The organism is Halorubrum sp. CGM4_25_10-8A (assembly GCF_005435025.1).
Taxonomy (GTDB): domain Archaea; phylum Halobacteriota; class Halobacteria; order Halobacteriales; family Haloferacaceae; genus Halorubrum; species Halorubrum ezzemoulense.
The window spans coordinates 418,926-443,781 of the sequence record NZ_SGTX01000001.1; the positions used below are offsets into that span (position 1 = coordinate 418,926).

Annotated in this window: 20 protein-coding genes and 1 other RNA gene; 5 read left to right on the forward strand and 16 right to left on the reverse strand. The window is 70.3% G+C overall.

Translation table 11 applies throughout. The features are described from left to right. Positions 1-108 precede the first annotated feature (108 nt). The 7 genes from EXE52_RS02150 to EXE52_RS02180 form a co-directional block, all read right to left on the reverse strand. Positions 109-1,290 (reverse strand): NAD(P)/FAD-dependent oxidoreductase, encoded by a 1,182-nt coding sequence (locus EXE52_RS02150; protein WP_049931168.1) that lies wholly within the window; start codon positions 1,288-1,290, stop codon positions 109-111. 83 nt (positions 1,291-1,373) lie between these two features. Continuing rightward, positions 1,374-2,192: a nucleoside phosphorylase gene (locus EXE52_RS02155; protein WP_089307888.1), complete on the reverse strand. Its 819-nt coding sequence runs from the start codon at positions 2,190-2,192 to the stop codon at positions 1,374-1,376. A gap of 97 nt (positions 2,193-2,289) precedes the next feature. After that, on the reverse strand, positions 2,290-2,694 hold the full coding sequence (gene cdd, locus EXE52_RS02160) for a cytidine deaminase (protein ID WP_049931171.1): 405 nt from the start codon (positions 2,692-2,694) through the stop codon (positions 2,290-2,292). A gap of 87 nt (positions 2,695-2,781) precedes the next feature. Next, positions 2,782-4,389, reverse strand: coding sequence for a hypothetical protein (locus EXE52_RS02165; RefSeq protein ID WP_049931175.1), 1,608 nt, complete (start codon positions 4,387-4,389; stop codon positions 2,782-2,784). A 109-nt stretch (positions 4,390-4,498) separates the two neighbouring features. Further along, on the reverse strand, positions 4,499-5,233 hold the full coding sequence (locus EXE52_RS02170; RefSeq protein ID WP_089307889.1) for an MBL fold metallo-hydrolase: 735 nt from the start codon (positions 5,231-5,233) through the stop codon (positions 4,499-4,501). Positions 5,234-5,268: 35 nt separating this feature from the next. Next, on the reverse strand, positions 5,269-6,135 hold the full coding sequence (locus EXE52_RS02175; RefSeq protein WP_089307890.1) for a hypothetical protein: 867 nt from the start codon (positions 6,133-6,135) through the stop codon (positions 5,269-5,271). A 48-nt stretch (positions 6,136-6,183) separates the two neighbouring features. Continuing rightward, positions 6,184-8,091, reverse strand: coding sequence for an RNA ligase family protein (locus EXE52_RS02180; RefSeq protein WP_089307891.1), 1,908 nt, complete (start codon positions 8,089-8,091; stop codon positions 6,184-6,186). Positions 8,092-8,189: 98 nt separating this feature from the next. Between EXE52_RS02180 and EXE52_RS02185 the strand changes: the two genes are divergently transcribed. After that, positions 8,190-8,774 carry a GNAT family N-acetyltransferase gene (locus tag EXE52_RS02185; RefSeq protein WP_049931183.1) on the forward strand — a complete coding sequence of 195 codons (585 nt, stop codon included), beginning with the start codon at positions 8,190-8,192 and terminating at the stop codon, positions 8,772-8,774. 391 nt (positions 8,775-9,165) lie between these two features. Here the strand turns inward: EXE52_RS02185 and ffs are convergent. Continuing rightward, positions 9,166-9,477, reverse strand: an RNA gene (gene ffs, locus EXE52_RS02190) — signal recognition particle sRNA. A gap of 107 nt (positions 9,478-9,584) precedes the next feature. Continuing rightward, positions 9,585-9,998: a hypothetical protein gene (locus EXE52_RS02195; protein WP_086219636.1), complete on the reverse strand. Its 414-nt coding sequence runs from the start codon at positions 9,996-9,998 to the stop codon at positions 9,585-9,587. A gap of 118 nt (positions 9,999-10,116) precedes the next feature. On the opposite strand from EXE52_RS02195, the gene EXE52_RS02200 reads away from it, so the two are divergent. Beyond that, complete coding sequence (locus EXE52_RS02200; protein WP_049931186.1) at positions 10,117-10,575, forward strand: hypothetical protein; 459 nt, start codon at positions 10,117-10,119, stop codon at positions 10,573-10,575. 28 nt (positions 10,576-10,603) lie between these two features. Here the strand turns inward: EXE52_RS02200 and EXE52_RS02205 are convergent, their stop codons facing one another. Continuing rightward, positions 10,604-11,629: an aldo/keto reductase gene (locus tag EXE52_RS02205; protein WP_089307892.1), complete on the reverse strand. Its 1,026-nt coding sequence runs from the start codon at positions 11,627-11,629 to the stop codon at positions 10,604-10,606. 111 nt (positions 11,630-11,740) lie between these two features. After that, positions 11,741-12,385, reverse strand: a complete 645-nt coding sequence (locus EXE52_RS02210; RefSeq protein WP_089307893.1) for an FAD-dependent oxidoreductase — start codon at positions 12,383-12,385, stop codon at positions 11,741-11,743. A gap of 433 nt (positions 12,386-12,818) precedes the next feature. Here EXE52_RS02210 and EXE52_RS02215 point away from each other — a divergent pair, with 433 nt between their 5' ends. The 3 genes from EXE52_RS02215 (at position 12,819) to EXE52_RS02225 (ending at position 16,872) form a co-directional block, all read left to right on the forward strand. Continuing rightward, positions 12,819-14,576 (forward strand): 2-oxoacid:acceptor oxidoreductase subunit alpha, encoded by a 1,758-nt coding sequence (locus tag EXE52_RS02215; protein ID WP_089307894.1) that lies wholly within the window; start codon positions 12,819-12,821, stop codon positions 14,574-14,576. Between the two features lie 3 nt (positions 14,577-14,579). Then, positions 14,580-15,443, forward strand: coding sequence for a 2-oxoacid:ferredoxin oxidoreductase subunit beta (locus tag EXE52_RS02220; protein WP_049931193.1), 864 nt, complete (start codon positions 14,580-14,582; stop codon positions 15,441-15,443). A 193-nt stretch (positions 15,444-15,636) separates the two neighbouring features. Further along, positions 15,637-16,872, forward strand: coding sequence for a digeranylgeranylglycerophospholipid reductase (locus EXE52_RS02225; RefSeq protein WP_049931194.1), 1,236 nt, complete (start codon positions 15,637-15,639; stop codon positions 16,870-16,872). A gap of 106 nt (positions 16,873-16,978) precedes the next feature. Here EXE52_RS02225 and citZ read toward each other — a convergent pair whose 3' ends face one another. The 5 genes from citZ to alaS form a co-directional block, all read right to left on the reverse strand. After that, entirely contained in the window at positions 16,979-18,121 is a 1,143-nt protein-coding gene (citZ, locus tag EXE52_RS02230) for a citrate synthase (RefSeq protein ID WP_089307895.1), read from the reverse strand. A 196-nt stretch (positions 18,122-18,317) separates the two neighbouring features. Continuing rightward, positions 18,318-20,204, reverse strand: a complete 1,887-nt coding sequence (locus tag EXE52_RS02235; RefSeq protein ID WP_089307896.1) for a PINc/VapC family ATPase — start codon at positions 20,202-20,204, stop codon at positions 18,318-18,320. Between the two features lie 145 nt (positions 20,205-20,349). Then, positions 20,350-21,066 (reverse strand): type 1 glutamine amidotransferase, encoded by a 717-nt coding sequence (locus EXE52_RS02240; protein ID WP_049931200.1) that lies wholly within the window; start codon positions 21,064-21,066, stop codon positions 20,350-20,352. A 98-nt stretch (positions 21,067-21,164) separates the two neighbouring features. Beyond that, the gene (locus EXE52_RS02245; RefSeq protein WP_049931202.1) at positions 21,165-21,968 is read right to left on the reverse strand and encodes an alpha/beta fold hydrolase; all 804 of its coding nucleotides are present in this window, start codon (positions 21,966-21,968) and stop codon (positions 21,165-21,167) included. A gap of 19 nt (positions 21,969-21,987) precedes the next feature. After that, positions 21,988-24,768 carry an alanine--tRNA ligase gene (gene alaS, locus EXE52_RS02250; protein WP_089307897.1) on the reverse strand — a complete coding sequence of 927 codons (2,781 nt, stop codon included), beginning with the start codon at positions 24,766-24,768 and terminating at the stop codon, positions 21,988-21,990. Positions 24,769-24,856: the final 88 nt, after the last annotated feature.

Sequence of the window (24,856 nt, forward strand, 5' to 3'; positions counted from 1 at the left end):
TCGTTGCGCCGTGGAGGTCGTTCGACGGAGAACAGCGTTTGAGTCGTCGCCGACCCGAGCCGAGGATCGAAAGCCGAGAGTCGCGTCGCTACCGCGCGTCGGCCGATCTCACATGTCGCCGAACGCGCTGACGCCGCGGCTCGCGGAGGAGACCTTGGCGATCCAGCGCGTGGCGATGCCCTTCTTCAGCAGCTTCGCGGGCGTGCCGCCGAACGTCTTGATCGGCATCCCCATCACGTCGTGAGCGACGGCCTCCTCACCGACCGAGATGACCGTCCCCTTGTCCTCGTGGGTCCACGAGCGGAGCGGCGCGCCGCGGGCGGCGCGGGCGAGGTTCGCGCCCGCGACCTCCGCGGCCTGCCAGGCGGCCTGCGCGGTCGGCGGGGCCACGTCGTCGTCGCCCTGCTCGACGAGGGCGGTGTCGCCGATGGCGAACACGCGGTCGTCGCTGGTGCTGAAGTCGGAGCCGGCGTGGACGCGGTTCGAGCGGTCGTCCTTCTCGACCTCGACGTTGCCCAGTTCGGGCTGGCCCGTGATGCCGCCGGTCCAGATCAGCACGTCGTAGCCGAGCTCTTCCGGCTCCTCGTCCTCGCCGCCACCGAGGTAGACAGCCCCCTCGTCGGCCTCCGAGATGAAGTCGCCGGTGAGGATCTCGATGTCGGCGTCCTCCAGCCGCTGGCGGAGCGCCCCCTGGATCTGCGGGTCGTTGCCGGGGAACACCTCGTCGAGCCCCTCGACCAGTTTGATCTCGAGCGGGGCGCGGTGCTTATCGCGGTACTCGGCGATCTCACCGGCCGTCTGGATGCCGGAGAGGCCGGCGCCGCCGACGACGACCTGCGCCGGGTCCGAGCGGGTCGCGTCGGCGGCCGCCTCGCGGACGTCCTCGTGGATCGCCTTCGCGTCGTCGAGCCCCTTCAGCTGGTGGGCGTTCTCCTTCAGCCCCTCGATGCCGAAGAAGGCGGTCGTGGAGCCGACCGCGAGGAGGAGGTAGTCGTAGTCGACGGTCGTGCCGTCGTCGGTCTCGACGGCGCGCTCGTCGGTGTCGACGTCGACGACCCGGCCCTGGACGAAGTCGGACTCGGGGGATTTGATCTCGTCGACGGGGATCGTGATCTTGTCTTCGACCGCGGGGTTCCGGATCGCGCGGTGGGCCTCGTGGAGAACGAGGTGGTAGTCGTGTTCCGAGATCCACGTGAGCTCGGCCTCGCCCTCGCCGACCTCGTCTTCGAACGCCTTCACCGCCCCTGCGCCGGCGTACCCGGAGCCGACGACCACGACCTGTGTACTCATGCCTGCCGCTCCGCGGTCCGTGGGTAAAGTCGCTTTGGAACGCCCGCGCTCGGCAGCGAGCAGCGTGACGGCCGGAGCGCCCGCTACAGCGAGAGGCCGGCGTGCCAGCGGTCCGCGCCCGCCTCGCGTTTCACCTCGTCCATCCGCGTGAGGAGCTTCACCGCGAGGCTCGCGGTCTCGGCCGCGCGCGACTCGCCCTCGGTCCGGAACTCGCCGGTCACGCGGTTGGCGTACACCGAGCAGACCGCGCCGGCGCGGAGCCCGTACACGTTCGCGACCGTGAGGATGGCCGACGCCTCCATCTCGATGTTCTTCACGTTCGCGTCCTGAAGCTCCGCGACGAGCTCGTCGGAGCCGGCGGCCTCGAACCCCTCGAACCCGGGTCGCCCCTGTCCGGCGTAGAAGGAGTCGGCGCTCATCGTGACGCCCGTGTGGTAGTCGTGACCGAGCCGCTCGGCGGCCGCGACCAGGGCGGAGACCACCTCGCCGTCGGCGCTCGCCGGGTAGTCCTCGCGCACGTACTCGTCGCTCGTCCCCTCCTGCCGGACGCCGCCGGTGGTGATGACGAGGTCGCCGACGTCCATCTCCGGCTGGATCGCGCCGCAGGAGCCGACGCGGATGAACGTGTCGACGCCGACGCGCGCGAGCTCCTCGACGGCGATGGCGGCCGAGGGGGAGCCGATCCCGGTTGAGGTGACCGAGATCGGGGCGCCGTCGTAGCTGCCGGTCGCGGTGCGGTACTCGCGGTGGCGCGCGACCTCCTTGTGGTCGCCCCACAGCGCGGTGATCTTGTCGACGCGCTCGGGGTTACCGGGAAGGAGGACCGCGTCCGCGACGTCGTCGGGCGCGGCCTCGACGTGGTATCCGGCCTCGTCGTTGGGGTCCTCGCTGTCGTCGGTCATGTCTCCGCCCTTCGGCGAGCCGTTTAAAAGTAGTTCCGTCTCGGCCGGACGGGTCTCCCGCCGATCTAGTCCTCTCTCGCGTCGGTCCTCCCTCGCGTCAGTCCTCTCTCGCGTCGTCGAGCGTGCCCTCGTTGATCGTGTTCGGGAGCAGTTCCCCGAGCGTGTACTCCGTGACCGCGTCGTCGCCCTCGTCGCAGGCGACGACGAGGTCGTCGGCCGCGAACTCCGCGAGCGTCTGCCGGCACATCCCGCAGGGGGTGACCCCGTCGCGGACGCCCGACGAGACCGCGATCCGGTCGAACTCGCGGTGCCCGTTCTTCACCGCCTCCGCGAGCGCAACCTCCTCGGCGTGGAGGCTGTTGGAGTAGTTCGCGTTCTCGATGTTACAGCCGGTGTAGACGGTGCCGTCGGCGGTCCGGAGCGCGGCGCCGACGCGGTACTCGGAGTAGGGGACGTGGGCGGCGTCGAGGGCTTCGCGCGCCGCGGCGATCAGCTCGTCCATACGGCCGCGTGACGCGGCGGACCGATAACTGTACTGTGTCGCGGTCGCGCCGTCCGGCTCCCGCGTCGCCGGGCGTCCACGGGGCGGTCACTCCCCGTCCGTCCACGCCGAGAAGCCGCCGTCGATGAGGGCGTCGGCCTGCTGGCGGATGTACTCGCGCTGGGTGTCGACCACCGCGGTCGCGAAGTCGTCGCCGTCGTCGAGTCGGGCGCGGACGCGGTCCCGCTTCCAGCTCGCCGGTGTCGTGCGGTTCGCGACGCGCCACCGCAGTGGCGCGATCCATTTCGCGGCCTCGTCGTCCGCGCAGCCGGCGGTCCGGAGCCCGGCCTCCGCGTGATCGAGGAGGTCCGCGTACATCGCGTCCGAGTCGGTCGTCCGGTGGCCGTCGCGGTCGATCCACTCCATGTCGGCGTCGAGCCCGTCGGCGACGGCGGCGTAGAAGTTGTCGCGCGCGGTCTCCCACTCGAGGCCGATGACGGGGTGTTCGTGCTGGGCGAGCGCCTGCATCAGCCCGGCGAAGGCCGCCTGAAACGCGATGGAGTCGCGGACCGTGGGCTGGCCGGGGATCGGCCGGAACTCGATCCGGGCGTTCGCGGCCGAGCGGCTCGCCCCCTCGAAGACGGGGCGAACCCAACGCCAGTAGCTGCCGTGTTTCGTCCGGAACGTCGCGAAGTCGTCGTCGAAGCGATCGCTGCCGCCCGGGTCCGGCATCGGGATGAGCGTCTCGTCGGCCGCGATGCGGTCGACCGCTGTCTCGACGTCGCGGAACTCCCGGGGGAACCGGACCTTGTCGGCGTCGGTCCGCGCGTTGAGGACGGACTCGAAGACGTGGACCCGGTTCTCCGTCGCCCCCTCGGCGAGGACACGCTCGCCGTCCCAGCCGTCGTCGTACAGCGCCGGCGGGAAGAACGGCGAGTTGACGCCGAGCGCCAGCAGGGGACCGGCGATCCGAAGCGCGTACCGGAAGTGCCGCGGCAGCGTCTCGGCGTGCGCCACCTGATAGTGGGGCTGGATCGACGTGATGAGGCTCTCGGGCATCACCGTCTCCGCCGCCAGCGACACGCCCGGCGCGTCGAGGGTGACGACCGGCTCTTCCTCGGCGTCGGTCGCGGCGCCCCCGTTCGCGTCGGTGGCGTTCAGGTCGTCTCGGCGCGAGTTCGCCATCGCGTGGTACCGGACCGCGTCGCTCATGTTGACCGCGACCACCACGCCGTCGACAGCGACGCTGTCGGTGAGGTATCCCTCCGCGGTCTCGCCCGCCGGCGGGATAGTCCAGAGGCCGTCGGAGACGAGGCGCATCCCCTCGACGCCCGCGGTGTTCTCTGCGGCCTCCAGTCGGGCGCGGACCTCGGCGAGCTGGGCGCGGAGCCCGTGGTCGGAGAGGGGCTGCGGGCTCGTGGACATCTCGGCGTTGTGGAGCCCCAGCTCCTTCTCGAAGCCCATCAGCTCCAAGAGGCGGCGCGGCACGCGCATCAGCGCGTACTCGCCGGCCCGGGACTCCTCGCTCCACCGGCCGTCGCCGACCGCGTAGAACTCGTACTCGAAGCCGACGATCGACTGGTGGTTGTCGAAGGAGCCGTCGCGTAGCTCCTGTTTGACGATCTCGGCCTCCTCGGCCGCGCGCTCGGCGAACGCCTCGGCGTCGACCGAAAGCGCCTCCCGGACCCCGTCGGCCAGCGCGGACTCGGTGGTCATGCGACCGGGGAAGGACGCGGCGGAGTAAAAAGGCCACCGGCCGAGAGGTTCGCGCCGTCCGGTTCGGCAATCAGTCCGTCAGATTCGGGTCTCCGTCCGCCCGGTCCGACTACTGGTTCGCCGAGCGCGCGTCGAGCGCGACCGGTATCGACCGGCTCGCCACGTCCCCGGCGAACGCCTCGCCGTCGGCTTCCAGCAGGTCGAACGTGTCGTAGTGGATCGGGACGACGAGGTCGGGGTCCATCGCCTCGGCCAGGTCCGCCGCCTCGCGGGGGTCCGAGACGATGCCGCCCCCGCCGATGTTCGCGAGGAAGACGGAGACGTCGAGCTCGGCGAACCCGTCGAGCGCGTCCGAGTCGCCGGGCCAGAAGACGGTGCGCCCGCCGAGCGACAGGAGGAAGCCGCAGCCGAACCCGGGCGGGTGCGCGACCGAGCCGTCGGCGTCCGCGTTCGGCCCCTCCGGATCGTTGTGTGCCGGGACGGGCCAGACCCGTACCTCGCCGGCGGGCGTCTCGACGTCGACGCGGTCTTCCTCGCCGACGCGGACGACCTCGTACTCTTCCGCGAGCGCGTCGATCGGCTCCACGTCGCGGTCGATGCCGGCGGGGTCGACCCCGTCGTAGATCACGAGCGTCGCGTCCTCGCTCGCGACAGACCGGATCCCGTCGCTGTCGTAGTGGTGGTCGTGGGTGACGACGACGAGGTCGCCGTCGCGCGCCCAGTAGTCGTCGAGGACGCCGTACCGGCCGGGGTCGGTGTAGGCCACCGGCCCCCCGTCCGTCTCCAGCCGCGCCGTCGCGTAGCCGAGCCACTCCACCGAGAACTCCTCGTAGCGGACCGTCATGTTACCGTCTGCGGGCGCGCTCGTCTTGAGGGTGGCTATCGGTCGCGGTCGGCGTCGAGGGCCGTGTCGCCGATCGCCCCGTCGTCGACCGATTCGCCCTCACCGATCACGAGCAGGTCCCACGCCGCCGTGAGCGTCTCGTCGTCGATCGACCGCCCCAGCGCGTGCTCGGGAACGAGCGGCATCGGAATCGGAACGTATCCGGCCTCGCGCAGCGCCGCGAACCCGCTGACCGTCTCGACGACCGTCCCGTCGCCTCCCCGCCGGACGCGGAACCGCTTGTCGTCCGGATCGCGGCGGTACGCGAACGGGAACGCCTCGTCCGGCGGGGTCTGGAGGCTATCGACGCCGGCGAGGACGGCGACCGCCTCGCCGTCGACCTCGCAGAGGAGCCGGGGGACGACGGGTCGCCCTTCGTCGTCGACCGCGGCGGCGTCGACGTCCGAGCGGGCCGTCACCGGGCCGAGGGGCGTGTCCGTCTCGCGCCAGCCGAACGTCGGATGGCCGAGGCCGTCGGCGCGGACGCAGGCGTAGCCGCCGCCCGAGACCGGGACCCGGTCCGGGCCGAGGTGGAAGGTTCGTCGACCGTCGGTCCGCTCGGCGAGCAGCGGCGGGTCGGCGAGGAGGTCGCGCACGGCCGCCGCGGTGTCGGCGTCGCGGGCGACGAACAGCGCGCGGCGGCCCCGGTCGAGCGCGTGGCCGAGCCGCGAGGCGATCACGATCGGCGTCGCGTCGTCCGCTGCGAGCGGCTCCACCGCCAACCGGTCGTCGCCGCGGGTCGCGACCGCCGGCGGCTCGGCGCCCGTCTCCGGGCGGTCGACCTCGAACCCCGCCGCCGCGAGTCGCTCGACGGCCGCGTCGGTGAGGTCTCGCCGCGTCGCGTCGCCGAGCGGGCCTGGCATGTGTTACACTACGAACCGGACCGTCAAGGAGTTTCGCGTGTCGGAACGTCAGCCGTCGCCGGCGAACCGACGGACGCGGGCGAGCGAGTCGGCGTCGTCGACCCCCTTGTCTTCGCGGACGCCGACGAAGCGGGGGAACCGGAGCGCGTAGCCTGCGGAGTACGTCGGCGAGGTCTGGATCTCCTCGTAGCCGACCTCGACCACGAGTTCGGGGTCGAACGAGACCGTCGTCCCCGTCTCGTCGACGACGTGCGGCTCCAACCGCTCCGTGAGGTCCGCGAGCCCCTCGTCGGTGATCCCCGTCGCCACCTTGCCGACCGTGGCGTACCCCGGTGGCGCGGGGTCGTCGGCGTCGCGGCCGCCGGCGTCGCGGTCGGCCGCGTCGTTCCCGGCGTTCTGCGCCGCGGACTCGTCCCCCTCGCGGACCGCGAGCAGGAACGTGCCGAACAGCTCCGCACGGCGCCCCTCGCCCCACTCGGCCCCGACGACGACGGCGTCGAGCGTCTCCACGTCGGGCTTTCGCTTCAGCCAGTCGCGCCCGCGGTCGCCAGGAGTGTACGCCGCGTCGGGGTTCTTCAGCATGACGCCCTCGTGGCCCGCGTCGAGCGCGGCCCGCTCCTCGGCCGCGATCGAATCCGTGTCCGCGGCGACGGTGAGATCCGCGGCTGCGTCCGGGAGGAACTCGTGGAGCCGCTCGTGGCGCGCGGTGAGGGGTTCCTCGAGTAAGTCGTCACCGTCGGCGTGGAGGCAGTCGAACGCGTGGAGCCGCAGGGAGACCGCCTCGCGCATCCGGTCGATGTCGTGTTTTCGCCGGAACCGCCGCAGCACCTCCTGAAACGGGAGCGGGTCGCCGTCGTCGTCGACCGCGACGACCTCGCCGTCGAGGATGACGGGCGCGTCGACGCGGTCGGCGACGAACTCGACGATCTCGGGGAGCGCGTCCGTCACGTCGTCCATGTTCCGCGAGTAGAGCCGTGGACCAAGCGCGGTGCCCTCGCCGCCCGGCGCGTCGCCGTCCGGCACGCCGTCGTCCGCCTCGGCTCCGTGCGGCGCGTAGTGAACCTGAACGCGAGCCCCGTCGAACTTCGTCTCGACGGCGACCTCGCCGAACGCGTCGAGCGCGTCGGTCGCGGTGCCCGCCTGCGCGAGCATCGCCTGGACCGGGCGGCCGACGCGCAGCGACTCCTCGCGGAGCCCCGCGATTCCCTCGTCGCGGGCGCGGACGGCGACCCGCCCGTAGTCGTTCGTCACCTGAAGCGCGCGCTCGACGGCCGCGACCGCGTCGTCGGGCGCGGTGAGTTCGGGACCGTCGCCGTCGGCGGGGCCGTCATCGTCGTCCCCGGACTCGTCGCCGTCGTGGGCCGTCTCGGAGGTCAGGAACGCCTCCGCGATCGCGTCCCGGACGGTTCCCTCGCCGACGCCGAGCCGCATCTCGCCGAGGACAAGGCGGGCGAGGAAAGCCGCCTCGCTCGGCGAACAGCGGGTGAACAGCCCGAACAGGGCGTCGCGTTTGCGCGACTCGCTGCCGTCGCCGCTCGCGGCCGCGAGGTTGCGGAGTTCCTCGTCGAGCGCGGCCACCGTGAGCGCGTCGCGACCGGAGCCGAACGCGGCGAGGCCCCGCTGGCCGCCGAAGTCGTACGCGGCCGCGACCGCACCGATCTCGCCCCGCTCGGCGAGGCGGTCCTCGACGTCGGCGGCGTCGACGTTCGGGCCCGCGGCGCGGGCGATCGCCTCACGGCAGAGCGCGGGCCCGACGTCGAGCGTACGGGTGTCGTGGGCGGGGAAGACACGACCGAGGAGGAACCGGACGACGACCGGGAGGTCGTCGGTCGACCCGTGGTTCGCGCCGCCGTCGCCGGCGTCCGCGAGCAGGTCGGCGACCGCGAGGGTCGTCTCGATGTCGCCGTCGTGCGCGGCCACCCGTTCCGCCCGCTCAGCCAGCGCGGCGAATTCCATACGCGTCGGGTCGGCGGCCGGCGGGCAAAAGCGACGCGATGACGGCGGACGATCGGGCCGGGGAACCGCTTTTCACCTCCGCCCTCGTACAGCCGTCTATGTACGTCCGCGACGCCAAAAACCGTGACGAGGCGTGGTTGTTGGACGCGATCGAGCAGCTGGGGCTCGACGACGTCGCCTTCCGGTCGCGGGACTACGTGATCGCGGTCGACGAGGAGTCGGGCGACCGGGCCGGGTTCGGTCGGCTCCGGCTCCACCGCGGCGACGAGGACGAGGAAAACCGGATCGAGCTCACCGGCATCGGCGTCCTCCCCGAGTGGCGCGACCGCGGCGTCGGGGCGCACGTCGTGGAGCGCCTCGTCGACACCGCGGCCGCGGACGGGTTCGAGACGGTGTACGTGCTCACCGACCAGCCGGAGTACCTGACGCAGTTCGGCTTCGAGCGCGTCGACACCGACGACCTCCCGCCGGCCCTCTCGGACCGCCTCACCGAGAAGCGCGAGTTCCTCGGCGGCGGGGTCGTCGGCCTCGAACTGACCGTCGACGCGTTCGAGATGGCGGACCGGTTCCGGCGGGCGTTCAAGGACGCCGAGCCGACGGGCGACGACGAGCCGGAGGAGTCGGCGGAGGACTTCGGGATCGACCCCGACTCGGCGACGTACAAGTACGACACCGGTCGCTGAGCCGCGAGACTGGTTTTTTGTGGCCGCTGTGGCGCGTGCCTCCGAGCGTCCTTCGGACGCGAGGAGCACGCGCGAGGGAGTCGGTGGTCCGGAGCGGAGCGGAGGACCACCGACGAGGCTGGGGAGGTGTGAGGCGCGGTCGCTGTGCGGGGCGGGGCTCGCGGCTGGGGCTTCGGTGGTGGTCGTTTCGATCGATAATTCATAAATGGTATCGTCAGACAGCCGAGCGGCTGGGTGTTCGAGGTTGCTCAGCGTGGCGGCGTCAGTTGCGTATAACTGGAGCCCGGATGAGGGTGATTTTACGTATAAGTAAACGCTCGCGGCGTCGACGCTCACACCGGCGACCGTAGCGTCACAGCATCACCACTCGTCGAAGGAAGCAGCGTATGAATGGCGGACAGGCGGGGTAGCCCGGCGTTCCGTCACGGGGTATCCCGATTGCCTCCTCCACCCCGCGACCCGACGAGCGACTGGCGTCCGGCGGTGGGCTGCTCGCTTCCGCGCCTGACCCAATATCGCCGACGAACCGCGACGGACCGCTCCTGCGAGCGGGCGCCACGGACCGCTGTCCCCGGCGGACGAGGCTTCCACGTTGGCTCTCGGGGCCCGTGCCGGTCTGACCGGACGTGCCCGCTGTTCGGTCCCCGCTGAAGACTGCCTCACGGGTAACGAGCGGGGCCTAACCGCCCGACCTAGTCCGTTCGACGATATTCGGGTGCGGCATAAGGGCCTTTCGTTCGCCGGCCGACGGCGACGCGGGCGGCGAGCGCGCGTCGGAAAAGAGGCGTCCCGCGCGTTCCGGCGTCTCGGCTACGATAACACCGCTCGGGCGTACACCGCCGCGGAGAGCGGCAGCGGGACGGAGAGCGCGACGACGGCGGGCGCGTGCCACACCAGCCAGAGGTGGTCGCGGAACACGGCGGTCGGTTGGACCGCGAGCGCCCACGTCGCCGCGCTCGCGGTCGTCGCGAGCCCGAGGACGATTGCCACGCCCGCGAGCGTCCCCGGGTCGACGTTCCCCTGCTCGACCGAGGCGATAACGACCGCGGCGAGCAGCGCGAACAGCGCGATCCCGCTCCAGCCGACGGCCCCGGAGGCGTAGTAGGACGCGAGCTGCGACGCGTACTCCGGCCCCGTGATGATCGCGTACGGCGCGACGAGCGCGACGACGGTGACGACCGCGGCGGCGATCCCGACCCGACGCGAGACGGCGCGGAGGTTCATACCCGACCTCGGAACGGAACCGCGGTAAAAGGACCGGATCGGAGCGGACGCGGGGGGCGACCGCCTCGCCGCGCTCCGTTCCCGTAGCGTTTTGGCCCGTCGGCACCCACTACGGACCATGTCACTCGACGTCGACCTGCCGGAGCCTCCCGAACTCGCCGCCGTCGACCCGAACGAGTACGAGGACGCCGAGGTGGCTGGCGGCGAGTACCGCCGCGACGACCTCGAAGCGCTCCTCCGCGAGGGCGCGTGGGAGGAGGCGTTCGACCAGTGGGCCGCGGGCAGCGACATGGACGCGGCGGACTGGCAGATCGCGCTCGACCTCGAGTTAGTCTCCCGGTTCGACTTCTTCTGGGACGACTTCGCCGACCGGGTCGGCTACCACGCGCCGGGGCTGCCAGAGGACTGGAAGGAGCGCGACCTCCACCCGGACCTCGACTCGTGGGGGACCGTCTCCGCGATCAACGCGGGGCTCACGGAGCTCGGGCAGATCGTCTGCGAGACGCTCAAGGAGGAGTACATCGACTGGGAGGCCGACTTCGAGGCGCCGGACGACCTGCCGGACTTCGACGAGTAGCGGCCGCTTGTGGCCGGGAGGCGACTGCTCAGTGGCCCCAGCGGTTCCCGTCCGGGTCGTAGCGCGCGTCCATGATCCGGTCCCACTGCTCGTCGGAGAGGTGGAGGTCGGCCGCCGCGACGTTCTCGTCGAGCTGATCGACTGTCCGCGCGCCGACGATGGGGACGCAGGTAAACTCGTCCCAGCCGGAGAGCCACGCAAGCGCGACCTGCGCGGGCGTCGCGTCGCACTCGTCGGCCACATCGCGGACCGCGTCGAGCACCTTCCAGCCGCGCTCGGAGAGATAGAAGCGCTCGAACCGGTCGTCGAAGCTCGCCCGGGAGCCGTCGGGCGCGATCACCTGCTCGGGGTCGTCCGGGTCGGCGCGCTCGTACTTCCCGGTGAGGAACCCGCCCGCGAGCGGAGAGTACGGGCAGACCGCAAGGTCTTGGTCGATACAGACGTCGAGGTACTCCTTCACGTCCTCGTAGTAGCCCGCGTGGTGGAGTGGCTGGACCACGTCGAAGCCCGCGTACCCGTTGGCGTCGGCGGTCCACTGCGCCTTCGTCAGTTGCCACGCCGCCATCGTCGACGCGCCGAGGTGGTGGACCTTTCCCTCGGCGACCAGCTCGTCGAGCGCGCGCATCGTCTCCTCGATGGGGGTGTCCTCGTCCCAGCGGTGGATGTAGTAGATATCGAGGTAGTCCGTGCCGAGCCGGTCGAGGGTCCCCTCGATCTGCGCGCGGATGTGTTTCCGGCCGAGCCCGGAGTCGTTGGGTCCGGGCTCGCCGCGCCCGTCGAATGGGAAGTACACCTTCGAGGCGATCACGTAGTCCTCGCGGTCCCGCTCCGCGAGCCACTCGCCGATGTACGTCTCGCTTTTCCCGTTCGGCGTCCCGTAGACGTTGGCCGTGTCGATGAAGTTGATCCCGCGGTCCGCGGCCGCGTCGAGGAGCTCGTGTGACTCCTCGCGACCCGTCTCCACGACGCCGTTCGTCTCGCGCCCGAACCGCCACGTGCCGAAGCAGAGCTCCGAGACGCTGAGCCCGGTGTTCCCGAGCCGTCGGTAGTCCATACCCGGTCCTCGCGGGGGAGGTGTGTAAAGCGTGGCGGCGCCGGCCGGCGACGCCGCGAAGATCGGCCGAGGCGCCGACGCGAGCGCGGACGGCCCGGCCTGCGGCCGCGCCTACCCGAAGTTCTCGACCTTCGCGGCGTCCGCGTCGCCGCCCGCCGCCTCGATGGCGGCCTCCGCGTCGGCGACGAGGTCGGCGAACCCGTAGACGAACACGGTCCCGCCGTCGGCGCCGGTGAGGACGTCGGCGACGGCGTCGGTCAGGGGGGCATCGCCGTCGAGCAGCCTGACCGCGGCGCCGCGCTCGCGGAGGGCGTCGATCCGATCGGCGTGGGCCACGTCGTCGTCGCGGTAGACGACGGCGGCCTCGGCGTCCTCGTCGAGCGCGCGCTCAGCGATGGCGACCGCGGGGCCGACCCCGGGGCCGCCCGCGATCACGACCGCGCGTGGCTCGCCGTCGTAGTGCTGGTCGCCGAAGGGGCCGGAGAGCGTCATCTCGGTGCCCGCCTCGGCGCCGGAGAGGAACGCCGAGAACTCGCCGCCCTCGTCGGGGTCGATACCGACCGTGACCTCGAACGTCTCGCCGACGCGGGGCGACGAGAGGGTGTAGAACCGCGCGACCGACTCGCCGCCGATCTCGGTGCCGAGCTTCACGAACTGTCCGGGTTCGGCCGCGAACCCCTCGGGGGCGCGGAAGCGGAGGGCGTACGTGTCGGAGCCGACCGGCTCCACCGACTCGACCGTCGCTGTCGTGTCCATACGTCGGATCGGCGGGGCAGACACAAACGCCTTCCCGTCGCCGTCGGTCCTGCCCATGTCGAAACCGGTTCGGACGGGAGGCCCAGACCGCCGCTGGGGTGACCGGCCCGCAGGGCCGACCGCCTCGGCATGGGGACGACCCGACACATAGACGCCAGATGCGAGGATACCCGACGCCTTGGCCTACCTCGTCGTAAACAAGTCCGCCGCGCACGGGGCCGACGCAGTTCGTCAAACGTCGAAAACGGGTCCGACGCGAAGGGTCGATCGTGATGATTTTGGTGAACGAACGTCCAATTATGTGCGTTATTACAAGGTATATAGGGCTCAAAGCTGACAATATTCGCGATATCGAAGACGTACGTCCAGATACACCTCGGTGGCTCCTTCCAGAAGCCTTTTGATGAGTCCGCCGGAACCTTGCCCATAGCACATGGCTGCGGATTTCAACTGGGCTGTCGGCGGAGAGGCCGGCGACGGCATCGACTCGACGGGGAAGATCTTCGCACAGGCGCTTTCCCGCGCGGGTCGACACGTGTTCACGTCGAAGGACTTCGCATCTCGGATACGAGGCGGCTACACCGCCTACAAGGTGCGAACCTCCGTCGACAAGGTACAGAGCGTCGTTGACCGACTCGACGTGCTCATCGCGTTGACCCCCCGGACGATCGAGGAGAACCTCGACGAGCTCCACGAGGGGTCGGTGATCATCTACGACGGCGAACGGACGACGATGCAGGACGTCGAGATCCCCGAGGGGATGATCGGCCTCGACGTGCCGCTGAAGAGCCTGGCCGAGGAGGCCGGCGGCGCGATTATGCGGAACGTCGTCGCGCTCGGCGCGGCCTGCGAGGTGGCCGAGTTCCCCATCGAGAACCTCGACTCGGCGCTGGAGAAGCGGTTCAAGGACAAGGGCCAGAAGCTCGTCGACAACAACAAGGAGGCGGCCCGCGCGGGCCAGTCGTACGTCGCCGACGAGTACGACCACGAGTTCGACTACTCGCTGGAGACCACCGACGAGGACTACGTCCTCCTCAACGGCGACGAAGCGATCGGCATGGGCGCCATCGCGGCCGGCTGCCGCTTCTACGCCGGCTACCCGATCACGCCCGCGACCGACGTGATGACGTACCTCACTGGCCGCATCGAGCGGTACGGCGGCCACGTCGTCCAGGCGGAAGACGAACTCTCCGCGATCAACATGGCGCTGGGCGCGGCCCGCGGCGGCGCCCGCGCGATGACCGCGACCTCCGGGCCGGGGATCGACCTGATGACCGAGACGTTCGGGCTCATCGCCACCTCGGAGACGCCGCTCGTCATCTGTAACGTGATGCGCTCGGGCCCCTCGACGGGGATGCCGACGAAACAGGAGCAGGGCGACCTGAACCAGATGTTGTACGGCGGCCACGGCGAGGTGCCGCGGTTCGTCCTCGCGCCGACCACCATCTCGGAGTGCTTCTGGAAGACCGTCGAGGCGTTCAACCTCGCCGAGAAGTACCAGCTCCCTGTCTACCTCACCGCCGACCTCTCGATGGCGGTCACCGAGCAGACGTTCTCCCCGGAGACGTTCGACATGGACGAGGTGGAGATCGACCGCGGCAAGGTCGTCGACGAGACGGCGATCGACGACCACATGAGCGAGTCGGGCGGCTTCCAGCCCCACGAGATCACCGACGACGGGGTCTCGCCGCGGGCGTTCCCCGGTACGGCCGACGGCGCGCACATGTCCACCGGCCTCGAACACGACGAGCAGGGCCGCCGGACAGAGGACACGGAGATGCGCGTCGAGCAGGTCGACAAGCGCAACCGCAAGGTCGAGACCGCCCGCGAGCGCGAGGACTGGAGCCCGCGCGAGTTCGGTGACGAGGACGCGGACACCCTCGTCATCACGTGGGGGTCGAACGAGGGCGCGCTCGCCGAGGCAGTGGAGTTCCTCGACGAGGACGGACTGGACGTGCGGGTCCTCTCGGTCCCGTACATCTTCCCGCGGCCGGACCTCGCGGAGGACGTGGCGGCCGCCGAGACGACGGTCGTCGTCGAGTGTAACGAGCAGGGCCAGTTCGCGGACCTCGTCGAACACGACGTGCTCGAACGCGTCGACCGCGTGAACAAGTACAACGGCGTGCGGTTCAAGGCCGACGAACTCGCAGCGGAGATCAAGTCGACCCTCGAAGCGGGGGTGGAGGCGTAACCAATGAGCTCAGACATTCGATTCACCGATTTCAAGTCCGACAAGCAGCCGACGTGGTGCCCGGGGTGCGGCGACTTCGGGACGATGAACGGGATGATGAAGGCCCTCGCGGAGACGGGCAACGACCCCGACAACACCTTCGTCGTCGCCGGCATCGGCTGTTCCGGCAAGATCGGCACGTACATGCACAGCTACGCGCTCCACGGGGTTCACGGGCGCGCGCTCCCCGTCGGCACCGGCGTCAAGATGGCGCGGCCCGACATCGAGGTGATGGTGGCCGGCGGCGACGGCGACGGCTACTCCATCGGCGCGGGCCACTTCGTCCACGCCGTCCGGCGCAACGTCGACATGACGTACGTCGTGATGGACAACCGCATCTACGGGCTGACGAAGGGCCAAGCGTCGCCGACCTCCCGCGAGGACTTCGAGACGTCGACGAGCCCCGACGGGCCCAAACAGCCGCCGGTGAACCCCCACGCGCTGGCGCTCGCCTCCGGCGCGACGTTCATCGCGCAGTCGTTCTCCTCGGACGCGCTCCGCCACCAAGAGATCATCCAGGAGGCCATCGAGCACGACGGGTTCGGCTTCGTCAACGTCTACTCCCCCTGCGTCACCTTCAACGACGTCGACACGTACGACTACTTCCGCGACTCGCTGGTTGACCTGAAGGAGGCGGACCACGACCCGACCGACCGCGAGGCGGCGAAGGACGTGATCCTCGACAACGAGAAGGAACACCAGGGCGTCATCTACAAGGACGAGTCGTCGGTGCCGTACCACGAGCAGCACGGCGTCGACGAGGACATGTCGGTGCTTCCGGACGGCGCCCCCGAGGGCGCGACCGACCTCGTCCGCGAGTTCTACTGAACCGCGCCGCGGTCCCGGCGGGCGGACCCGATCCGACGCCCGTTTCGGGGGCCGGGTCTGCGTCCGACCGCCGGATGAGACCCCGGTAATTCCGACCTCTCTCGACGGCCAAAACCGGGCGAACGAGGGGGTTCGCGCGTATTTTCCGGTGGGTTTCAGCAAGCCTAATTAGGTGGGTCCGTAACCGTCGTGTATGGTTGACCGCTACGACGTCGCCATCGCCGGCGCCGGTCCGGCGGGCGCGCAGTGCGCCCGTGACCTGGCGACGCGCGACTACGACGTCGTCGTCTTAGAGACGGAGTCGGAAGACGAGTTCCCGCGACAGAGCAACAAGTCGACGGCGGGCACGTTCCCGTCGATGATGTCCTCTTTCGGAATCCCCGACGACGTCGTGATGTCGTACACCGACGACGTCGTGCTGGAGTCGCCCAACGAGTACTATGAGAGCTACCAGCCGGGCGCGGTGTTGGAGTTCGCGGAGTTCAAGCAGTTCCTCGTCGCCGACGGTCGCGACAACGGCGCGGAGTACCGCTTCGACGCGCGGGTCTCGCGGCCGATCCTCGACGACGACGGCGTCATCGAGGGGGTGCGGTACAACGGCGACGAAGCGGTGTACGCCGACATCGTGATCGACGCTACCGGTCCGGCCGCACCGATCGCCAGCGCGCTCGACGTGGTCGACCTCGAACGCGAGAACCAAGCCATCGGTATCGAGTACGAGATGGAGGGCGTCGAGATGAACCACCCGGACTACGCGGACCTCCGGCGGGCGATGATGCTCCGCTTGGACCACAACATCGCGCCCGGCGGCTACTCGTGGATCTTCGCGACCGGCGAGGACACCGCGAAGGTCGGCATCTGTTACATCCAGAACGACCGCCACCGCGAGTTCGCCGAGGCGGGGAAGACCGTCGACGGGTACCTCGACGACTGGATCGACCGCGACCCGCGGTTCGCCGAGGCGGAACAGATCGACGAGACGGTCCACCGCGGCTCCGCGCACATTCAGCGCCCGGAGCAGATGTACACCGACCGGTTCCTCGCCGTCGGCGACACCGTGCCGAGCATCGACCCGCTGTGGGGAGAAGGGATCCACAAGGGCATGAAGTCGGCCCGCGCCGCCGCGGCGACCGTCGACCGCTGTCTCACCGACTCGGAGCGGCGCATCGACGCGGAGAGCCTCGCGGTGTACGAGACGCTCTGGCACCGAGACGTGGCGCCGCGCGCGGAGTCGCGACTGACGCTCACGGAGTTGCTGTACCTCGCACCCAACGAGCGGTACGACCGGTTGATGCGCGATCTCCAAGAGACGGACGACGACATCTTGGCGAAGGCGAACCGCGGCGAGAAGGCGGGGATGGCGCGGCTGCTTCACCTCGACGATGTCCCGCTGCTCGCGAAGTACGCCCGCGAGCGGTTCGGAATCTGAGGAGCCGGGCCGATCGGTCGCGGACGCACATATTCTGCGAGCGGGTGACGCGCCGCGACGTTTGAAGAGCCGTTCGGAGAAGGCGGGTGGGCGGCGGGCGCGACCGTTACCGTTCGTCGAGGGGAACGAACTTGCTGTCTTCCGGACCGGTGTACCGGGCGCGCGGACGGATGAGGCGGTTGTCCTCTTGATACTCGGCGACGTGCGCGATCCAGCCGCCGACGCGGCTCATCGCGAAGATGGGCGTGTACATGTCGACGGGGATGCCGAGCGAGTCGTAGACGGAGCCGGAGTAGAAGTCGACGTTCGGGGCGATCCCCTCCTCGACGAGCCCCTGTTCGGTGAGGTACTCCTCGATGGCGGTGGTGTAGTCCAGCCACTTGGTGTCGCCCGACGACTCGGCGAGGTCGCGGAGCTTCTCCTCGAGGATGTTCGCGCGGGGGTCTTTCACCTTGTAGACGCGGTGCCCGAAGCCGGGGACGCGCCGTCCGTCGTCCCGGGCGTCTTTCACCCACTGGACGGGGTCTTTCGAGGAGGCGTCCACCTCGTGGAGCACCTCCATCACGTCTTGGTTCGCGCCGCCGTGGAGCGGGCCGGAGAGCGCGCCGATACCCCCGGTGACGCCGGAGTAAACGTCCGCCATCGTCGACCCGATCACCATCGCGGTGAACGTGGAGGCGTTGAGCCCGTGGTCGGCGTGGAGCGTGAGCGCCATGTCGAACGTCTCCTCGCTCACGTTGTCCGGCTCGGTCCCGGTCAGCATGTAGAGGAAGTTCCCGGCGTGCGAGAGGTCCGGGTCGGGGGCGACCGGCTCCTCGCCCTGACGGACGCGCTCGAACGCGGCGAGGACCGTCGGGATCTTCGCCGTGATCCGTCGTCCCTGACGAAGCGTGGCCTCACCGGGGTCGGCCTCGTCGTCCGGGTCGTACGCCGACAGCATCGACGTCGCGGTCCGGAGCGCGGCCATCGGACGCTCGCCGGCGTCCGCGAGCGCGCGGACCGTCTCGATGACGTCGTCGTCAACCTCGCGCTCCGCCGCGAGGTCGGCGGCGAACGCGTCGAGCTCCGCGGCGGTGGGGAGCGAGCCGTGCCACAGGAGGTACAGCACCTCCTCGTAGCTCGCGCCCCGCGCCAGGTCTTCGATGTCGTACCCGCGATACACGAGCTTCCCGACCTCGCCGTCGACGTAGCTCAGATCTGACTCCGCGACGAGGACGCCCTCGAGCCCGCGTTTTAACTCATCAGCCATACCCCGAGTTATCTAGGCCGTCAAAAAAGCGTTATCTTTCAGGAGGGATACGTTACGACAATCGTGGTATGTGGCCGCGTCGAACGACGACGTGACAGCGAGCGAAAACGTCTGGCGTGGATGCGATCGCCAGCCAGCGGGGCGATCGGACGGCCGTCGGGCGGCTACGTCCGACCCGAACGGCCGGTTGCGGGATTCACCGCGCCGGGACGACCGTCACGGTCCGGTTCCGGTCGATCGCGTCCTCCAGTTCCTCGGCGATGGCCGAGCCGCGCGAGACCTGAACCTCACCGCCGCGCCCGACCGTGGCGGTGAAGAGGTACTCGCCGTCCGCGCGCACTTCGACCGTCTCGCCGACCTCGTCGTCGACATCGATGACGACGTGACGCGAGGTGATCTCCGGCGCGACCACCGTCCCGCGCTCGGCGCCGACCTGCCCGTCGCCGTGCCCGTTCTCGGGGCCGCCGGCGGGACCGCCGCCGGACCCGCCGGGCTTCTCGTCGTGCGTGCGGACGTCGATGTCGATCCCGAGGCGGTTCTCGATGTCGGCGATGCGGCCGCCGCCCTTCCCGATCACCGTGCCGATGTCGCCCTCGGTGACGTAGACGACCGCCTCGTCGTCGCCGTTCAGCTCCACCTCGACGTGGCCGTGCGCGACCGAGCGGATCTCGCGTTCGATCTCCTTTTTCGCGATGCGGCCGACGCCCGTCTCGCTCCCCGCCTCGCCGCCGTCCTCGTCGAGCGGGACGGTGACGACCTGCCGGTTGAACGTGTATATCTCGTACTCCGGCCGACCGGTCTCGAAGTTCGACACCTGAATGACCGGACGGGCAAGGTCCTCGGCGGTGAGCCCCGCCGGCACCTTCACTTCCGTCGTCACGTCGTAGACCGTGTGGACCTCACCGGCCTCGATGTAGACGACGGTGTCGACGATCTGCGGGATCATCCCGAGTTCGACGCGGCCGACGAGCCGCTGGAGCGCGTCGATGGCGCGGGAGGCGTGGACGACGCCGACCATGCCGACGCCAGCCATACGCATGTCGGAGAACACCTCGAAGTCGTTCGTCTTCCGGACCTCGTCGTAGATGGTGTAGTCCGGCCGGACGAGGAGGAGAGAGTCGGCGGTGTTCTCCATCTCGCCGCCGAGCGCGCCGTACTGCGTGATCTCGGGACCGACTTGGAGGTCCCGGGGCTTCTCCATCGTCTTCACCGCGTAGTCGCTGTCGTTTAGGAACTCCGCGACCGCCTGCGCGAACGTCGACTTCCCGGCGCCGGGCGAGCCCGAGATGAGGACCCCGCGTTTCCGCTCCGCGAACCGGTCGCGGAGCTCGTCGGCGAACTCGTAGTCGTCGAGGTCCGTCTTCGCGATGGGGCGGACGGCGGTGATCTCGACGCCGTCGGCGAACGGCGGGCGCGCCACCGCGATCCGGTAGTTGCGGAACTGGACGATGTTCATCCCGTCGTCAGAGAGCTCGATGAACCCCTCGCTCGACTGGCGGGCCAGGTCGACGATCGAGTTCGCCCACTCCCGCAGCTGCGCCTCGTCGGTGGGGTCGTCCGCGATCTCGACGTAGCGCATCTCGCCGAGCGCCCCGCGTTTCGCCTTCGGGACGGTCCCCGTCTTGAGGTGGACTGACATCGTCTCGTCGGTGAAAAAGTCCTGTATCGGCAGCTCGTCGACGACGCCGCGGGCGACGGGCTCGACGTACTCGACGTCGAGCCCCTTCGCGCGGGCCACCTCGGCCTGAACCACGTCGCTGGAGAGGAGCGTCGCGTCGTGGTCGGCGGCGAGGTCGCGGATCAGCGCGTCCACGTCGCCCTCGTGTGCGTTCGAGCGGGCGTCGCCGCTCGCGCGCTCGCCGACGTACCGCAGCTCGATCGTCCCGTCGTCGGCGTAGTCCGCGAGCCGCTTGAGTTCGCTGAGCCCGTCCCAGCCGGATTCGAGCCCGTCGTTCGCCTGCGACTCCAACTCGCCGACGACCGCCTCCGGGACGAACACGGTGACCGACTCGTAGGTCCCGTCCGCGACGCGTTCGGACACGCGGCCGTCGACGACCGCGCTCGTGTCCGGTACTACGTTCATACCCGAGTTCGGGACGGGAACCGTATAAGGGTGTTCGACCGGGGGCCGCGGGCGGACGGCGTGGAATCGCGCCGGTCAGTCGTCGCATCGGTCGTGCCGGTCGAGCGGCGCGGCGGTCGCGCCTCCGTCGAACCGGTCGACCCGCTCAGTCGTCCGCGGCCGCCCGCTCCGCCCGCTCGGCCGCCAACCGCTCGGCGTAACCGGTGAAGTTCTCGAACAGTTGCTTCGCCTCGCAGGCGGCGTCGTAGGCGTCGGGCGTGATCGACTCGAGGACGCCGTCCACGCGGGCGTCACCGATCTGATCCCGCTTACCGTCGGTCACGTCGCGGGCCGTGTCGATGTCGTACTCCGGGTGGAACTGGACCCCCCAGCAGTGGCCGTCGCGGAACGCGTGGACGCCGCGGTCGTTCTCCGCGAGCAGCGTCGCTGACGGCGGGAGTTCGACGACTGCGTCGCCGTGGGTGGTGAAGGCGGTGAACGTCTCGTCGATCCCCTCGAACAGCGGGTCGTCGCGAGGTCGGCGGATCTCGTTGTAGCCGATCTCGAACCCGTCCATGCCCGCGACGCGGCCGCCGAGCGCCTCCGCGAGCACCTGGTGACCGTAACAGACGCCGAGGACGGGGACGCCGGCGTCGGCGGCCTCGGCGACGTAGTCGACGAGCGGCGGGATCCACGCCTCGTCCCAGTAGACCGACGAGCGCGACCCGGTCACCACGACGCCGTCGAACTCGGTGTGATCGGGGAGGTCTCCCGCGACGGCGTCGAACTCGACGAGGTCGGCGTCGAGTTCTCTGCGGAAGTTCCGCCGGGTGTTCGCACCGTCGTGGGCGGCGTTCAGCAGGGCGAACCGGAGGCGAGTCATCAGGTGAAGGGTTCGGCGAGAGTCACAAAACGGTTGCGACGCCGGACGCCCCGGCCGACGACGCGGACGCGGGCGTCGCGCGGCCCCGAACGCCGCGCCTACTCGAACCGGCCGGCCGCGTGTTCGGCGAGCCAGCCGACGAGGAGGTCGTTGACCGCGGCCGACGCCTCGACTCCGACGAGGTGGCGCGCCCCGTCGATCCCGTGGAACTCCCCGCGGGGGAGCCCCTCCGCGAGCGTCTCCCCGGCCGTGGCCGGACAGACCGTGTCGTCGGTGCCGTGGACGACGAGCGCGGGCGTGGTGATCTCGTGGAGGCGACCGGTGAGGTCGAACCCCTCGATCGCGGCGCGGTGCGCCTCGTACGTCTCGCGGTCGGCGTCCTCCGCGAGGCGCCACTCCGCGATCCGCGAGAGCGCGTCGGGGTGGGCCTCACGGAAGTCGAGCGAGAGGAGGCCGTTCAGCGACCCCTCGACCGCGGCCGGATCGGCCGGGGGGGCCCAGACGCCGTCGGGGTTGTAGGCGTCCCCCGCGGGCGGCGTCCCGACGAGCGCGACGCTCGCCGGCCGCGAGGAACTCGCCGCGGCCGTCAGCGCGACCATCCCGCCGAGCCCGTAGCCGACGAGGTGAGCGTTTCGGATCCCCTCGGCGGCACACACCGCGTCCACGTCGGCCGCGAGCTCCCCGACCGCGTACGGGCCGGGCGGGGCGTCGGACCGCCCGACACCGCGCGTCTCCGGGGTGATCACGGTGTGTGGACCGGCGAGCGCCGCGTGCTGCCAGCCGAACTGCCAGGCGCCGAGCCCGACGTCGCCGCAGAACACCACCGCCTCGTCGCCGTCGCCGGTGTCGGGGGCGTCCACCTCGTACCGGATCTCGGTCCCGGCGTTGGTCGCGTGCGGCATAGTGGCGAACTGGGCGCGTTCAGGCCTCCTGAAGGCTGCGGAGCACGTCCGGCGCCGCGTCGAGGGCGTCGTCTAAGGCGTCCGCGTCCGGGCCGCCGCCCTGCGCGAAGTCCGGCGGCCCGCCGCCGCCGCCGCCGACGCGCCCGGCGAGCTCCGAGACGACCTGCCCCGCGTTCACGTCGACGCAATCGGGGACGCCGACGACGAAGCTCGCGGAGCCGTCCGCGCCGCTGCCGATCACCGCGACTTTCCCGTCGTCGACGTGGGCGTTCGCGGTCGCGCGCAGTTCGTCGGCGTCGCCGTCGAGCCGCTGGATCACCGCTGTCGTCCCGGCGACCTCGACCGCCTCGGCGTCGGCGCCGCCGGCGGCCCGCGCGGCCGCGAGCTCCTCTTTGAGCGACTCGATCTCCTTGCCGCGGGCCTTCCACTCCTCGAAGAAGCGCTCGGCGGTGTCCGGCACGTCGAGCGGGTCCACGTCCAGGACCTCGGCCGCGTCGTACAGCGCGTCCTCGGTGCGCTGGGTCGCCTCCACCGCCGCGGCCCCGGCCGCGAAGACGATGCGCTCGACGCCGTCCTGTACCGGCTCCGTCTTCAGCACTTTCACGGCGCCGATCTCGCCGGTGCGGGCGACGTGCGTGCCGGCGCAGGCCTGGACGTCGGCGTCGCCGACGTGGATCAGCCGGACGTTCGTTCCCGGCGGGACGCCGCCCTGGTACAGGTCGAAGCCGTGCTCGGCCTCCGCCTCGTTGCGGTCGGGCCACTCCTGGCGGACGGGGACGTCGTCGCGGACCAACTCGTTCGCGACGCGCTCGATCGCCTTCACGTCCTCGCGGTCGATGCGCTCGAAGTGGCGCACGTCGAGCCGCGCCGAGTCGGTTCCCTTCTGGGCGCCAGCCTGCCGGACGTGGTCGCCGAGCACCTCGCGGGCGGCGTGACCGATCAGGTGCGTCGCGGTGTGGTGCGCGCGCAGTCGGTCGCGGCGGTCGCCGTCCACCTGCCCCGTGACGAACTCGCCTTTGCCGGGGTCCGCGTCCGTGCGGTGGAGCACGACCCCGTCGACCTCCTGAACGTCGTCGACGTCGACGGTGGTCTCTCCGACCGTGAGGTGGCCGCGGTCGGCCGGCTGACCGCCGCCCTCGGGGTAGAACATCGTCTGGTCCAGCACCACGTCGTACCCGCCCTCGGCCTCCAGCACGTCGAGGACGACCGCCTCGAACTCCGTGCGTCCCTGGTCGTCGTAGAACAGCTTCTCCGTCTCGGGGAGGTCGGCGAGCCGCTCGTCGCGCTCGTCGCTCTCTCCCGCGGCGTCGCCCTCCTCGTGTCGGTCGGCGACGAGCGCGTAGAAGTCGTCGGGCACGTCGACGGTCGCGCCGCGCTCGTCGGCGATGTCGGCGACCATGTCGGGCTGGATCCCGTGGGAGTCGTACAGCTCCAGTAGCTCCCCCGTCGGGATCGGCTCACCGGTGCCGGCGTACTCGTCGGCGAGCTGTTCGACCTTGCGGGCGCCGCGCTCCAGCGTCCGCTCGTACTTCCGCTCCTCGCTGCGGACGATCTCGCGGATCGTGTCGCGGTTCTCGTAGCCGAGCCGCTCGGCCTGCATGTCGACCAGCTCGTCGAGCGGCGCGTCGACGCCGACCTCGTCGACGAGGCGCTTCATCCGGCGGAGCACCATCCGGGCAAGGTAGCCCGTGCCGACGTTCGACGGGACGATCTCGTCGCCGAACATGTACGCGAGCGTCCGCGAGTGGTCGGCGATCGCGTAGATCGCTTCGAGCGGTTCCACCAGCTCGCGCAGTCGGTCGACGTCCACGTTGAGCCGGTCTGCGATCTCGCCGCGGGCGGCCTCCACGTCGTCGACGTCGTCGATGTCGAGCCGGCCGGAGAGCTTGGCGGCGCGGTGGACGATCTCGCGTTCGGCCTCGGTGTGCTCGACACCGGCGTTGTCTTTCAGGAAGTCGATCGCGTCGGGGTAGACGGCCTCGTACACGGTCGCGGTCCCCTGGCTCATCCACGTCCACCGCTCTAACCCGTACCCGGTGTCGACGATGTACGTGTCCATGAACGAGTACGAGTTCCCGTCTTTCATCTCGTAGTCGCCGTCGGGGTCCCGCTCCATACACATGAAGACGAGCGTCGCCAGCTCGGCGCCCTTGTAGATGACCTCGATGGCGGGGCCGGCGTTACCGCCGCCGACCCACGGGTCCTCGATGTAAGTGATCTCTTCGAGGTCGGCGCCGAGGCTCTCGAACAGCTCGTCGCAGTACCGGACCGTCTCGTCTTTCCAGTACACCTCGCCGTGGTAGGCGTACTCGTCCTCGTCGACCTCCTCGCGCGTGTTGAACGCGTGGTGGGCCATCATCTCGAACGCCATCGTGTGCCGGCCCGTCTTGCCGACGTTGTCGATGTCCTGCATCCGGATACAGGGCTGCGAGATGGTCAGCGGGTTCGCCGGCGGGGGCGTCTGTCCCGAGGTGACGAGCGGCTGGAAGTCGTAGATCGACGCCTGCGTCAGGAGCACGTCATCGCGCCAGCGGTTCGCGGCGACCGGGTACGGGTCGATCCGCTCGTGGCCGTTGTCTTCGAAGAAGGAGAGGAACGCCTCGCGCATCTCCGACAGCGAGTGCGCCTCCGGGAAGCCCGGGTCGTCGATGAAGCTGTAGTCCTCGCAGGGCGGCTCGCCGCACAGGTCGCGGTCGCCGTCGCGGGTCCAGAAGTGCGCGCCACAGGAGGGACACTCCTTGCGCTCGAACCCCCCCTCCTCGAAGTAGTCGAGACGGTACTCCGCTTCGAGATCGCTCATTACACGAACGTGGCCCGTGTTGCTCCAAAAGGGTTCCGGGGTCGCTCGTCGCCGGCGAAGAGGGCGGAGCGCGGGACGGCCGGAACCG

Excerpts from the sequence above, each read along its gene's own strand:
- EXE52_RS02180 (WP_089307891.1), bottom strand. The coding sequence starts at position 8,091 with ATGGAATTCGCCGCGCTGGCTGAGCGGGCGGAACGGGTGGCCGCGCAC.
- EXE52_RS02235 (WP_089307896.1), bottom strand. The coding sequence starts at position 20,204 with ATGAACGTAGTACCGGACACGAGCGCGGTCGTCGACGGCCGCGTGTCC.
- EXE52_RS02195 (WP_086219636.1), bottom strand. The coding sequence starts at position 9,998 with ATGAACCTCCGCGCCGTCTCGCGTCGGGTCGGGATCGCCGCCGCGGTC.
- EXE52_RS02165 (WP_049931175.1), bottom strand. The coding sequence starts at position 4,389 with ATGACCACCGAGTCCGCGCTGGCCGACGGGGTCCGGGAGGCGCTTTCG.
- EXE52_RS02185 (WP_049931183.1), top strand. The coding sequence starts at position 8,190 with ATGTACGTCCGCGACGCCAAAAACCGTGACGAGGCGTGGTTGTTGGAC.
- EXE52_RS02150 (WP_049931168.1), bottom strand. The coding sequence starts at position 1,290 with ATGAGTACACAGGTCGTGGTCGTCGGCTCCGGGTACGCCGGCGCAGGG.
- EXE52_RS02155 (WP_089307888.1), bottom strand. The coding sequence starts at position 2,192 with ATGACCGACGACAGCGAGGACCCCAACGACGAGGCCGGATACCACGTC.
- EXE52_RS02175 (WP_089307890.1), bottom strand. The coding sequence starts at position 6,135 with ATGCCAGGCCCGCTCGGCGACGCGACGCGGCGAGACCTCACCGACGCG.
- EXE52_RS02220 (WP_049931193.1), top strand. The coding sequence starts at position 14,580 with ATGAGCTCAGACATTCGATTCACCGATTTCAAGTCCGACAAGCAGCCG.
- citZ (WP_089307895.1), bottom strand. The coding sequence starts at position 18,121 with ATGGCTGATGAGTTAAAACGCGGGCTCGAGGGCGTCCTCGTCGCGGAG.
- cdd (WP_049931171.1), bottom strand. The coding sequence starts at position 2,694 with ATGGACGAGCTGATCGCCGCGGCGCGCGAAGCCCTCGACGCCGCCCAC.
- EXE52_RS02245 (WP_049931202.1), bottom strand. The coding sequence starts at position 21,968 with ATGCCGCACGCGACCAACGCCGGGACCGAGATCCGGTACGAGGTGGAC.
- EXE52_RS02215 (WP_089307894.1), top strand. The coding sequence starts at position 12,819 with ATGGCTGCGGATTTCAACTGGGCTGTCGGCGGAGAGGCCGGCGACGGC.
- EXE52_RS02240 (WP_049931200.1), bottom strand. The coding sequence starts at position 21,066 with ATGACTCGCCTCCGGTTCGCCCTGCTGAACGCCGCCCACGACGGTGCG.
- EXE52_RS02205 (WP_089307892.1), bottom strand. The coding sequence starts at position 11,629 with ATGGACTACCGACGGCTCGGGAACACCGGGCTCAGCGTCTCGGAGCTC.
- EXE52_RS02225 (WP_049931194.1), top strand. The coding sequence starts at position 15,637 with ATGGTTGACCGCTACGACGTCGCCATCGCCGGCGCCGGTCCGGCGGGC.
- EXE52_RS02210 (WP_089307893.1), bottom strand. The coding sequence starts at position 12,385 with ATGGACACGACAGCGACGGTCGAGTCGGTGGAGCCGGTCGGCTCCGAC.
- EXE52_RS02170 (WP_089307889.1), bottom strand. The coding sequence starts at position 5,233 with ATGACGGTCCGCTACGAGGAGTTCTCGGTGGAGTGGCTCGGCTACGCG.
- EXE52_RS02200 (WP_049931186.1), top strand. The coding sequence starts at position 10,117 with ATGTCACTCGACGTCGACCTGCCGGAGCCTCCCGAACTCGCCGCCGTC.
- alaS (WP_089307897.1), bottom strand. The coding sequence starts at position 24,768 with ATGAGCGATCTCGAAGCGGAGTACCGTCTCGACTACTTCGAGGAGGGG.